We start from the raw sequence: 12,665 nt of genomic DNA, 5'->3' as shown, positions 1-12,665 counted from the left end.
TTTATCTCTCCTTATTCTTTTACTGCTCCAGCTGAAACCCCTGCTAAAATATAGCGTTGGAAAAATACATAAAGTAAAACTGTAGGAATCATAATAATAATAATCCCTGCCGCCAAGTTCTGCCAAGAGCCTTGTTGTGCATTGGAATAATTCATTAAAAAGGTGGTTAATGTTCTTAGTTTATTTTTCGGCATATACAGATATGGAATATACATATCATTAATAATCGTAATGGCTTTGATAATACATACCGTTGCAGTAGCAGGTGCTAATAACGGAAATATAATTTTGATAAACAATCCAAAGTAAGAACAGCCATCGATTAGCGCTGCTTCATCTAATGAAGGGGATAAATTTGAAATGAACTGTCTATAAATATAAAGTTGCATCAAATCTGAGGCAATATAAATGACAATAGGTGCCGCCAATGTATTATACAGATTTAACCCTTGAATAACCTTAAACCTGGCTATCTCTGTCACAAAGGTCGGTATGAGCATCCCAATAAAGAATAGTGCCACCACCAATTTCTTCCCTTTAAAGTCAAAACGTTCAATGATAAATGCTGTAATCGTTCCAATGATGACATTAAAAAATAATGAAACCACTAGCAAAATACCTGTATTCTTAAAACCAATGAGCAAATATTTATCTGTAAGTACCTTCTTAAAATTGTCGAATGTTATATTTTCTATTGCTGGTAAAAGAAGTGGTGAAGTCTGTACCATATCTGCCTTCGTTTTTAAAGCTGCAAATAAAGTGATTAAAATAGGTGCTAGTACAATCGCTACCATGCTTAAGCAAATCAGTTGTTTAATAAGTTGCACAAAAAATGATTTTCTTGATTTCATTGCTTTTTCCCCCTATCTTTTAATATGAGGCCATGAATGAGCTCATTTTGAATAAGATAGATGACTACAATCATAATCATAATCGTCACTGCCATAGTAGATGCCAGGCCGAAGTTAGAGAAGGTAAAAGCGGTTTTTATGGTATAGAGTGTAAACGTAGAAGAAGCATAACCTGGCCCTCCTGCTGTCATGACAAATGGAATATCAAATACTTGCAAGGCCCCACGAATATTATCAAATAGTACAAAGTCTACCATGAGCATAATAGCTGGTACCTGAATGTATCTAAAGAGATGCCATGTATTAGCACCATCTACCTCTGCTGCCTCTTCAATATCCTTTGGTATAGACTGCAAAGCTGCCATAAACAAAATAACGTGGTAACCACTAAAGCGCCATAAAGACACAAACGCTAGTACATAGTTGACAACCTTCTCGTCTGATAACCAATTACGGATCCAGCCTTCTAAGTTCATAGCTTGTAAAATGGCATCAAAAGCACCATTAATAGGAGAAAAGAAATAAGAAAATGCATAAGCAATGGCTACGCCATTAATAATGTAGGGTAAAAAAACCATTGTTTTATAGAACTTCGCTGCTCTTAGCTTGCTTGTTAGTAATACTGCAAAAGCTAGTTCTACTACGATCATTAATAAATGTACGACGAAATAAATACCATTATTTCTTAAAGATAACCATAAGTCCTTGTTTTTTAACATTGAAATGTAGTTCGCAAGCCCTATGAAGCTACTACTTGGAGAATAGCCATCCCAGTTGGTAAAACTCATTTTGAATAAATCCATAGCTGGAAATACTACAAAAGCAATTAATAGGGTTAACGGAACTATAAGCGATACAATGATAAATAGATTACGTTGTTTAGTAAGCTTATTCATAGTTTCCTCCTTGTTTTGCAAGAGGGCAGCCCAGGCTGCCCTCTACTTTTTTACTGAATACCTAATTTTGCTCTTGCATCTTTCCATTTTGCATTTAAGGTTTCGAGTTCTTCCTTTAAATCAAAGCCATTCATTACCATTTGCGCTCCAAGTTTTTTGTAATCAAAAGCTGTTTCATTTTGAATAGCCGTAAAGTCATCTCCACCACCATCATACATAATAAGTACTTTATCTGAAGCAAGTGTATCTGCTTCTGCTAGTACAGGATCTTTTTCTTTAGGGAAGTTCTTCATAGCTGATGCAGAGGAAACATAGGCTAGGTAATCTGGATACCATGCATCAGAATAAAACCATTCTACAAATGCAATAGCTGCTTCTTGATTTTTAGACTGTGAAGTTACACCCATAAAAGAGTCTCCTTGAACAACCACATTATAAGGGTCATTTACAGTATCTCTAACTGGAAGATAGAAGGTACCTAGCTGAGAGGTGTCCTCTGCTGCATTTTGAATATTTTGAAGTCCCCAGTCACCCAGTGCTATCATAGCTGCACCTTTAGTAGCAAAAAGATTGGTTACTTGATCATTTCCAAGTCCTAAAGGATCTTTTCCTAGTACACCTGAAGTAAATAAGCTATTTACCTTTTGATAGGCTTTATAAATATCTGTGCCTTCTGCAAATGGTTTATCTTGAGTCGCCATCGTATTCCAGTTCTGACCATTTCCTGACTCTAGTGCTGGCATGAATTCCATATAAGGATAGTCTGGCCACTCATCTTTTAAACCGCATGCTATTGCCATAAAGTCTGGGTTAGCTGCCCCAAAATGGCTTTGTAGTTTTTTAGATACTTCTTCTAATTCTCCCCATGTAGTAGGCACTTCTACGCCTGCTTCCTTAAACATATCTTTCCAGTAGTAGACATATTCATAGCCTGATGTCATTGGGATGCCTAATACTTTGCCGTCTATAGCATAGCCTGCTGCTAGTTCATTATTGGCATTAGCTGTCGTTCCTGATAAATCTACTAAGTAATCTTTAAATCTAGCTAAGGTAAAGGTTTTATTAAACATCACATCTGGCAATTGATTTGCTGATGTTCTAATCTTCATGGTATTCCAGTACTCACTATCATCTTTAATTTTTTCAACTTCGATTTCTACATTAGGGTACTGTTCTTGAAACTTTCCAACCATATCTTGTTCTTCTATAAAAGTATTTAAGTTATTATCCCATATAGCAAAAGTAATTGTTCCTTTTAAATCAGCGCCTGTACTTTGATTCGTTTCATTATTGCTTGCCGGATTAGTACTGCCCCCTGGATTAGTACCTGCTCCTGAATCACCACAACCTACTAATGTAGCCATGGCTAATGCCCCAGTTAAAAATGTTGCTACCAGTTTTCTTTTCATAAATACATACCCCCTTCGATTTGGTACCTTTAGCATATCTATTTGCTTCCAAACCCACTAGGTTTTATAGTTGTTTTTCTTGACAATTCTTCACTTTTTAAGATTAACCATTTTTCACTTTTAGTTAGAATTCCTTGCACAAAGTAAGAAAAACCACGTATTTTACATGGTTTTTCTATATTGAAGTGGACTTATTCCATAATATTTCTTAAAAACACGATTAAAGCTTTCTACATTACGATACCCTACCATCTCAGCAATTTCATATATTTTAAAAGTAGTTGTCTTTAACAATTCTTTTGCCTTTTGCATACGAAGGCCTGTTAGGTAGTTCATAAAGGACTCTCCCGTCTCTTTAGAAAACTTACTAGTAAAATATTTCTCATTTAATCCTACATACTCTGCTACTTCTCCCAGAGATAAATCTGGATTTTCATAGTAACTACTAATATAATGCTTTGCTTTCTTAATGGTGTCTGTTTCTTTTTCCCCTAATTTACTTGCTTCATAATCCACCAACCATTCTATATAATTGGTAAGCCATAGTTTAAGGCTCTTTATATCTTCGATACGTGCTAGCTTTATTTCATAAGGGACTGCTTCTCCAAAAACCTCGTGAAAATTTGCCTGTGCTTCTTCAAACTTTTTAGCAAGTGCTAAAATAACTGCTAGTACCTGCCACCTAGCTTCTTCTATTTTCTCTTTACCCATCTTATTAATGGTGCTAAATAACTTTTCTTTTTCCTTTAATATATTTCTTTCATCTGCCACATAGATAGCAGTTGCCAACGCCTCATACTGTGGTACTAGGGACATCACCTTATTTACTAGGGAATCCTCTAAAGAAAACATCACCTGTTTCCCTTTTAAATATCTATAAAGCTGTGTTTCTTTTACCTTGGCTATCTGGATATAAAAGGCTTCCCCGCCAAATACTTTTTCCCCTATACAAACATCTATCTCAATGCCAAATTCAGCTTTTGCTACTTTTTGTAAGGCACTAATCATCTGATACGTTACATCTAAATAGGCTTCTTCTGTCATACGATAAAAGGCATACATATGCATACTGTCTTCCACATATACCGTACATCTCGCACTAAATCTAGGATTTCTCATAAAACAATGAATCACTTTTTCTATTTCGATCTTTTCTATTTCTTTTCCCTTTGAATCATTTAATACAAAGTATAAAATGGCGTAGCTCTCCTCAAAAAAGTCCTTCGACTGCTGCATAACTTCTTTAGGCGTAATATTCCCTGTCATAAGTTCTTCAAAATAGGTTTCCATAGACTTTTCTACACGTTTCATCTTCTCCTCATACTCAGAAATAAGCGCCTGTAATCTACGTACCATGGCATTAAAAGAATGAATCATCGTTCTAATTTCATACTGTCCTTCTGGTGATATATGTATAGCCAGTTCCCCTTCTTCTACTTGTCTTAATCCTGTATTAATTTTTTCTATAGGTGCAACGATACTACGTATGAAATACCTAGAGCAATATCCCACTAATAGAAGCATCCCAATAGCTACTAATAGTACATATTTTGCCGTCTTCCAAAACTCACTTGTTAATTCTTTTGTAGGTATATAACTTTCAATATACCAGGTATCTTCATACAATGTAACGGGTGTCTTCACGTAGGTATACGTAGGTCTTAAAAGCATTTCTTGGTCCGTAATAGTAGAAAATATAATCTCTCCATCTGCCGAGCGTAGCTGCATTAAACCTAGCTTATTTTTGCCACTTAGATATTCCTTATTATAAGCCTTCATCTTATCTCCTGTACGTGATAACTGATAAAGGGCTATCATTTCAATCCGTTCAGAGCGATCTGTCTTCCTATCTGGTGCCAAGGCAAACACTAACATCAGGTTATCTTGTTTACTTCCACTGTATAACTCATTACGCCCTTCACTCGTTATCCAGCCTACTACTACTTGGTTGTTACGTTGCAAAGCTGTTTGATACCATTTGGTCCCCTTTATTTTTTCATAGGACCAATTAATAGAATTCTTATAGAAGCTTGATTTGCCATCCTTCATATAAAAACCTACCGATATAATATCTGATACAGGCTCTAGTACTAAGCCTCCTGCTTGATTTAATTTATTTTGATAAACATTTCTCTTCTCTAAATCATTTGTATTGGTTCCCGCTGCATAATCTATTACTTCATTATTATTGCCATGTACTAAGTGAGATAGTCTCATAGACATTGTTTGGATATCAGAGGATAACTCAGTCATAATCGTTTCTTGCGCACGAGATATATTTTCTATTGCCTGAATTTTAAATTGCTTATTTAATATATTTAGTACACCAATAAGCACAATTAAAATAGGCACCACAATAAAGCAAATAAAGGTAAGATTAAATACTGTTTTTAATCGAAGCTTAGACCAATTAATTTGTTTATTCATATCTAAATACTTCCCCCGTTTTATTTTTGTGTACTCATTTAAGAAATATCTAAGTTATACTTTTAAGCCTTTTCTTAATTGTATCATAATTTTATTATTTATTACTAAAAATTACTCTTTTTGCGAGTTAGTTTTGTAATAAATATAGTAAAAGGCAACCATTAACATTAGCTCTTACTAATGTTAATGGTCGCCTTTTATCTGTATTACATGTTAAGTTACTTGTACAGGTAGTTTAATGTTTACATTGGTTCCAAAGCCAAGTTCACTTTGCACCTCCACTCCGTACTCTTTTCCATATAATAATTTAGTACGCTCACCTATACTGTGAACCCACTATTTTCTAGTAACACACAAGTTGGTACTAAGATATATTAAGTGAGTGGAGAAAACCTCTAAGCATTTTAATTAAAAAGTAAGAAGCACCATTCTATTAGTAAATTCCAATGCTAGAACGGTGCTTCTTTTAATATAACATCTAAGTTATTTTACTAGTTGATGAAAAATAATATCCTCATGTGCCACCATTTTTCTTGAAGATGCAATCTCTAATTTAATATCGCCATAAGTAACATAATGTCTTTCAGACTCATCTTGTACGGCAAAATCTTTACGAACAATTGACATAATTTCTTTTACTTGATCTTTAGTAAAAATCTGATTTAGGATCTCTTCTGTTAATTTGTACTGAGTAGCAAGAGGTGCAAATCCACCCTTCTCATCTGAAATAATTGTTAAGGATCCACTATAGGCATAGCCAGAAGAAACATAATCACTTTCTGTCGGTTCCTTGGAACAACGTGCCTGAACTTGTATACTAAAAAGGTCTCCTGGAGTATAGGCATAACCATGTTCATCTGTTGTTAATGTAATACCTTTGGGAAGGGTAAAAGCTTTACCTCCTAAATAGTAACTTCCTGTTTTAGGTTTTGCTTTAATGGTATCGGGAATGGTAGGAGCTGCTTCAGTTGTAGAAATACTTAATGTTGATGTACTGCCATCCCATAGAACCTTATAACCTAATTTTTCAACAGCATAACGAAGAGGTAGGTAAACTCTTCCAAATGCCATTGCAGGTTTATCATTAGAAAATTCATAATTATACAGCCTTATGTACTCTGGAGCATACATACAATTATATCCAGTACCCTTGCCAATTTGCAGCATAATCCAATTGTTTTTTCCGTTAATCTTGATCATTTTTGTAGTAGCGTTATAATCGATTTTAACCTCTTCTAAAATGTTTTCCAGTAATCTTACTGGTACATAGGTCACCCCTGAAGAAATAATAGGATTTAAATCACTAGAAACTGTACTAGTGACATCAACACCATTGAGAATAATATTAATTCTGTTTTTGCTAGCAGCTTTTTCAATATTAGGAACAGATTGACTCTCTAACTTATTAAGGTATTCTATGGCTTTCTGCTCATATTTCTTGGTGTATTCAGGATCTGTTATTTCAATGGTTGCTGTGTCTTCTACTACTGATGCATACACTGGTGATAATAAGCTGCAAACAAGGCTAGTTACAATCATGTACCTTAAAAATACTTTTTTCATATTAAACCCTCCATATCATTTTTATAGCTATTCAAAACTCTAATTGTTCATTTAAAATTATACAAAAAATTTAATATTTTTTCAATTTTTATTATATTATAAAAATAAAAAGTATTATTTAGGTCAGCTTTTGGTGTTTTTGATAGTACACAAGTCATTGTTTTTAAGAGGAACTCTAGAATCATTCGGGTATTCGAAATCATATGATTACTCTTTGCTTCAGCTATAAATCTCTTTAGGCTCTATAATTAAAACATCTTTCTCAAATATCTTAGTTCCCTCAATCTATATCTACTGTTTCAATTAATTTTAAGTCTGTTGAATCATATCTCTTACTTACTTTTCTATCATTTTCACATATATAGTAATACCACTCATGATCCTTGAAATGATAGGTTATTGTTTGAATTATCCCCCTAACTATCTCTATTGCCTCATTTGCTATAGCAAACTACTTATTCTCTTTGCTATTAGTTTCTACTTTTTCCATTTCAAAATTAGTTTTAGGCTCTAGGTACATATATACAGGCACAGCTTGCTGCTTAGAAACTATTAAATAATAAAGCTTTAAGTCTAACATTCTAGCTAATTCTTCTCTAGTTAATGGTTCAGAAGCTGAAATCACTTTGCCTTTGTATAAATGCTTGGTATAGTATGCAATTTCTTTTTCTTCATGGTTATAGGTCAAAGAAAAACCATAATAGGGTACAGGTATACCGTTAATAAGTTGCAAATAGCTATAGTTGCCTACCGTGCCATGCGTGCTGCGTAGTTCAGCCTTTTCCCAATCCTTAGGATTTAACTTCTTTAGTAAAGCTTCTACTTCTTGAAGTTGCTTTTCTGTAGGCTTACTATCTGATTGCATATTTTCCCTAGGCAAATTTGTATTGTCATAGACCATTACCTCACCTGTTGCAGCTTCACACACTACGTCTAATACATTAATATATTTATAATCTAGCTTATTAGTTTCATATTCCTTTTTAAGACTTTCCACGTTCCCTTTATATGCCTCGGTATAGGCCATTAACTTTAGATTCCAATAGGTCTTTCCTTCTCCTTTGGTAAGTTGTTTTTCTATAATAAATGCATTATTAATGAGCGGAAAACTTTTAGCTGCTACTGACTGAGCTTGTTCTGGTGTTAATAAATAATCATACTTTATGTATTCTTTAAATGATGCCTCGTCGAACTGTAGATGTTCCTCTGAAAAAGAACCCACCTGGCTACTTAAAAGAGAATCCATAGGATTCTTTAAAGTTCCCACTTCATCTGTCCAATACTCTCTTTCAAACTTAGGCATCACTATACTACCATCTATTGCCTGAATGCCATATTTATAAGGATTCTCTAAGTGATAGACTAACACCTGCTGATAGGCTCCTGATTCATCTTTACTCAGCCAATACATTTCCTCCAATGGCATCTTATTAACAAACGCTACTCTAGCTTTCTCTATAGATAGAAGGTTTTCTAAAGGCTTGTATTCTCCAACAAAAGGTGAAATACCATTCATTAACACTACCCTTCCCGATGTGGTATAAATACTAATACTCACCTTTTCATCATAGACTGGTAGTCCATCTTTATAATATTGAAACTCAAAATACTTAATCTCCTCTTCGGGTTGCTTCTTATCTATGTATTTTAACGTCTTAAGGTCATAGCCACCTTTTTCCTTAAGATATTGAAGTGCCTTGTCATAAGCTTGCTGCTGTGTTAACTTGATCTTCCCTTCTCTTTCTGTGTCATAATAATTGGTAAAGTACTGAAGCACCTGCCCTTTCTCTGTAAAGGCAATTCTGATTTCACCGCTGTACTCTTCAGCTTTAGGATTGGTCCAAGCAATTGCCCACTCATCTACACCCCATCTTTCTGAACCTGACCATTCTAAATACTCACATCTAAAAGAAGCAGGTACCTCAAAACGTTTTTTGAGCCCATTAATTGTGCCTTCTAACCTTTTATAATTTTCGCCTTGTGTTACATCATAGTTTGTTTCTTCTTCATAAAATGATAACCATTCATTCCCCTCATCATTTAATACCTCTGCTTGTATAACCCCTATACTTAAGCTTAATACACTTAAAAATAGATAGAGCTTCATAAACCCCTTGCCTTTTTGCATATACTTCCCCCCTTAATGGTATTTTTCTATTATCATCTTATTATTTACTACTGATCAAAATGCGCATGGATGTTCAGGCGGTAAACATTCATCACATAATAATTTTCCATCTACAGTTGCACCATAGCAAAGCTCTTTAATGGGATCTTCTTTTTCAATATCAGTGACCCAACCATTGCAATTAGCACATTTACCACAATTTATTCTCTCAGAATCTAATACTCTAGAAGAAGTTCCTTCCCATTTTAATGATATCATTTCATTAGTATTTAGTTGTAAATTGATGTCTTCTGATACCTCGCTAGTTATTTTATCTAGAAGGCCATCAACTTTACTTAAGTCTTCATCTTCCATATCAACTAAATATGATACTTTTATCAAGACCGTTTTCTTATTATTACTCATTTATTCAACCTCCTTTATACTATATTTCCCTTGATAGGTTTAAAGGTTCCATCATCATATCCTCCTACAATACCCTTTTTGCTCCACTTTTCAATAGCTTCATTTACTATAATAGTTTAATCTAACCCTATTTCTTGTTAGGCTTTTTATATATCTTATGATATATATTATTCAGAGTTTTTATTCTATATAATTAAAGGCTACTTCTAATACTGGGGTTAGAAGTAGCCTTTATATCCTATCACTATCCAAGTGTGATTTCTTCGGTTTGCTGAACTACATGTTTAGTACTTACCTTAGTAGCTACTAAACTGTCTTCACCTAAAGCATTTGCAGCAATAATATCTGTCATTGCTGAAGAAATTTCATCACTTGTAAGACCTTCTTTTGGTTTAGTGATGGTTAAAATCCTGCGTGAATATCTCTTTATCTTCATCCATCACAATAACGCCATAGTTCCTTTGTATTCTCTCCATCCGCTCATTACTTCCCCCAAAAATAATTGGCAGGAGGAAACCCCTTTTCCCTCTTGCCAACTATTATGTACTACTATGAAATCACTGAGTCTGTTAAACCTTGACCCTGTTCCATATTAAGATTTTCAGCTTGTTTATATTGCTCTGCCATTGTATTTAAATCTTGTGAATGTTCTTGGATCATACGATTCATTTTGTCAATGTCCGTTTGTAAACCTTGAAACTTACGTAAATAAGTAGCTGATGCTTCCCCTTGCCAAGAACCACTTAAATTCTTTACGATTCCCATCATTTGATCCATTAACCCTTTGATTGTATTTCCTTTACCACTAAAATCACCTGCAGTTGCTTGTAACTCTTCTGGGGTTACCTTTAAAATTCCTTCCATATGCTTGACGCCTCCTTATTATTTCACGTATCTGTTATTTTTATAAACACTTCTTAGTAATTTCTATTTCTTGCAACTTCAGCGTTAGCTGATTCAGTCTTTTCATATTGTGCTGCGATTTGTAATAATGCAGCTATATAGTTCTCCACTAACTTATAGAAATTATCCATTTGTCCTTTATCTTTTACAAATGCTGCATGGAAATTGTCATTTGCTTGACCAACCCATTTACTCTTTAAAGCACCTTCAATCGTTTCTAAATTTCCCACTTCTCCTTTAAAGCTTCCATTTAATCCTTTTAGTTCTTCAGCTTTTGCTCTTAATTCTGATGCTGTTACTTGAAAAAATGCCATATTACTTTCCTCCTTGTTTTCTTTGATAACTATATACTATCACAAATTTTTAATTTTCATTATTTTTACTACCAAATGCACTTTTAAGTGTTTGAATAACCAGTTTAGATTATTAAAACGCTCTATAGCCTATCTTCAACGTCACAAAACGTTTGCCATCTACATTATTCATAATATGAAATGGTGGTGTAACCTGTTTTAGGCTTGTAGCTTTCATGAGTTCTAGTAGTGCTGAGTAAGCTTTTTCTGTATTCTCCTCAAAGCGACTTTTAATGCGGATAGACATCATATCGTCTATAGAGAAGTAACTATAAAAACGGAGATCACTAGTCTCCTGTATATCCTCATCTTTAACTGGCACAAAGAATTCTACTTTCATTATCTTCTCCTGTGGCACATTGTTAAGGGCACAAAACACATTACCATTAGGATGTGCTCCTGCTAATCTTACTTGCCTTAAAAATTCTGATAGATGTCTCCCCATATCTTTATAATAAAAGGTATCTTTTTTTGAAATAACATTTTGGTAGCATATGCTATCTCTCATCGAAATCATGTTTACTTTCACCTTCCCTTATTGGTGCATAAATATCTATAACATATTCCCCATACACAGGTAGATAGATATAGTAATAGGGCTTTTGTAACTGTACACCCATCTTCTCTGCTATAACATCTAAAATCAGCTCAGTTGACTTAACCCCTTCTTTGTCATCTTCTTCATCTCTTTCCATATGCCTTATCTTAATACCATCTGGTATGCAGAACTTGTCTTGAAAATAAAAAACTTTATCCTCCGTCAAACTAATCCTGTGATAAATAGGAAAATAAATCGTCATTTCTGTTTTCTCTGTATCCTTATTGGTTTCTTCCCATCTAATTATAAAAGGTCCTGTTACAAATAGGTCATTATCAATAATAAAGCGCTTAAACTCTTTTACTCTGTCACCCCATTCCCTTTTATAACAGTTTGTCTTCATACTTAATACATTTTGAAATTCTAACTTGCCTCTCTTGACAGCCATACTATCCCCCTCTGCTATTTGACCACATGTGTTATGTAATATGTTCTGTAATATGTATCCTTTTTACCTATTAGCCTTCTTATATTCTCTTGATTCTTTTTGTATCATACTATATGGGTTATATAATATATGTTTCTATTCTTTATGCCCCTAATATAAACTCTGTATTTATTCCTATAATATTTAAAATCAGCTTTGCCAAACATAGTATAATAATAATAGGCATATGCTTAATAAAAACACGTATAAATATCCCCCTTGACTCCCATGTAGTAATAACATTTTGTTTATATACAGCTCTAATGCTGATCATACTAATTGCATTTATAATCATCAACATATGTATAGGTGAGTAAATGACTTGCTTTAAAATCCCTCCAGTTATTACATAGGCTATTATATAGGCCATTATGTAGTCCTTATAACCTAATCCATTTTCTTTCATAAGCTTTTTTATAGTTTCTTTCACTACTTCACTTCCTCAATGTTTTTCATTTAGCTCACGTAACTCTTTTCCCTACCTTTTATCTTCCTTGTATACTTTGTATATTCCTATTACCATCCAAAGATAAGTTCTGTGTTTATTCCACCCATGCTGCAAATCATTCTAGTTCCCCACAGTACAATAGGAATTGGCATATGTTTAATAAAAACATGTATACCTATCCCTCTAGCATCCCATGTAGTCAAAACATCTTGCTTATGAATAGCTATGAGTGAAAGTGTGATCATTGTATTTATAAC

Annotated in this window: 15 protein-coding genes; all 15 read right to left on the bottom strand. The window is 33.9% G+C overall.

Annotated elements, in window-relative coordinates:
- Positions 1-11: 11 nt before the first annotated feature.
- On the bottom strand, positions 12-851 hold the full coding sequence (locus tag EKH84_RS04575; RefSeq protein WP_127065341.1) for a carbohydrate ABC transporter permease: 840 nt from the start codon (positions 849-851) through the stop codon (positions 12-14).
- Positions 848-1,747: a carbohydrate ABC transporter permease gene (locus tag EKH84_RS04570; protein WP_127065340.1), complete on the bottom strand. Its 900-nt coding sequence runs from the start codon at positions 1,745-1,747 to the stop codon at positions 848-850. The genes EKH84_RS04575 and EKH84_RS04570 overlap by 4 nt, the downstream gene beginning before the upstream one ends.
- Positions 1,748-1,797: 50 nt before the next feature.
- The gene (locus EKH84_RS04565; RefSeq protein ID WP_127065339.1) at positions 1,798-3,156 is read right to left on the bottom strand and encodes an ABC transporter substrate-binding protein; all 1,359 of its coding nucleotides are present in this window, start codon (positions 3,154-3,156) and stop codon (positions 1,798-1,800) included.
- Positions 3,157-3,318: 162 nt separating this feature from the next.
- On the bottom strand, positions 3,319-5,583 hold the full coding sequence (locus EKH84_RS04560) for a helix-turn-helix domain-containing protein (RefSeq protein ID WP_127065338.1): 2,265 nt from the start codon (positions 5,581-5,583) through the stop codon (positions 3,319-3,321).
- Between the two features lie 483 nt (positions 5,584-6,066).
- A complete protein-coding gene (locus EKH84_RS04555) occupies positions 6,067-7,146 on the bottom strand; it encodes a stalk domain-containing protein (RefSeq protein ID WP_127065337.1) in 1,080 nt (359 codons plus the stop codon).
- A gap of 451 nt (positions 7,147-7,597) precedes the next feature.
- Positions 7,598-9,274, bottom strand: a complete 1,677-nt coding sequence (locus tag EKH84_RS04550; protein ID WP_127065336.1) for a YcdB/YcdC domain-containing protein — start codon at positions 9,272-9,274, stop codon at positions 7,598-7,600.
- 54 nt (positions 9,275-9,328) lie between these two features.
- On the bottom strand, positions 9,329-9,679 hold the full coding sequence (locus tag EKH84_RS04545) for a hypothetical protein (RefSeq protein ID WP_127065335.1): 351 nt from the start codon (positions 9,677-9,679) through the stop codon (positions 9,329-9,331).
- Between the two features lie 14 nt (positions 9,680-9,693).
- A complete protein-coding gene (locus tag EKH84_RS22915; protein ID WP_442861336.1) occupies positions 9,694-9,774 on the bottom strand; it encodes an S-layer homology domain-containing protein in 81 nt (26 codons plus the stop codon).
- Between the two features lie 149 nt (positions 9,775-9,923).
- Positions 9,924-10,115 (bottom strand): DUF2922 family protein, encoded by a 192-nt coding sequence (locus EKH84_RS04535; protein WP_127065334.1) that lies wholly within the window; start codon positions 10,113-10,115, stop codon positions 9,924-9,926.
- A 113-nt stretch (positions 10,116-10,228) separates the two neighbouring features.
- A complete protein-coding gene (locus tag EKH84_RS04530; RefSeq protein ID WP_127065333.1) occupies positions 10,229-10,543 on the bottom strand; it encodes a WXG100 family type VII secretion target in 315 nt (104 codons plus the stop codon).
- Positions 10,544-10,596: 53 nt separating this feature from the next.
- Positions 10,597-10,896, bottom strand: coding sequence for a WXG100 family type VII secretion target (locus EKH84_RS04525; RefSeq protein ID WP_127065332.1), 300 nt, complete (start codon positions 10,894-10,896; stop codon positions 10,597-10,599).
- A gap of 112 nt (positions 10,897-11,008) precedes the next feature.
- A complete protein-coding gene (locus tag EKH84_RS04520) occupies positions 11,009-11,452 on the bottom strand; it encodes a DUF5085 family protein (protein ID WP_127065331.1) in 444 nt (147 codons plus the stop codon).
- A complete protein-coding gene (locus EKH84_RS04515; RefSeq protein WP_127065330.1) occupies positions 11,433-11,921 on the bottom strand; it encodes a hypothetical protein in 489 nt (162 codons plus the stop codon). The genes EKH84_RS04520 and EKH84_RS04515 overlap by 20 nt, the downstream gene beginning before the upstream one ends.
- A gap of 142 nt (positions 11,922-12,063) precedes the next feature.
- Positions 12,064-12,390, bottom strand: a complete 327-nt coding sequence (locus tag EKH84_RS04510) for a hypothetical protein (protein WP_127065329.1) — start codon at positions 12,388-12,390, stop codon at positions 12,064-12,066.
- Positions 12,391-12,476: 86 nt separating this feature from the next.
- Positions 12,477-12,653, bottom strand: a complete 177-nt coding sequence (locus EKH84_RS21885; protein ID WP_190283487.1) for a hypothetical protein — start codon at positions 12,651-12,653, stop codon at positions 12,477-12,479.
- Positions 12,654-12,665: the final 12 nt, after the last annotated feature.

Origin of the sequence: Cellulosilyticum sp. WCF-2 (genome assembly GCF_003990395.1) — a bacterium.
Lineage (GTDB): Bacteria > Bacillota > Clostridia > Lachnospirales > Cellulosilyticaceae > Cellulosilyticum > Cellulosilyticum lentocellum.
Note: the sequence above shows the minus strand (reverse complement) of the source record. Positions and strands in the feature narration are given on the sequence as shown.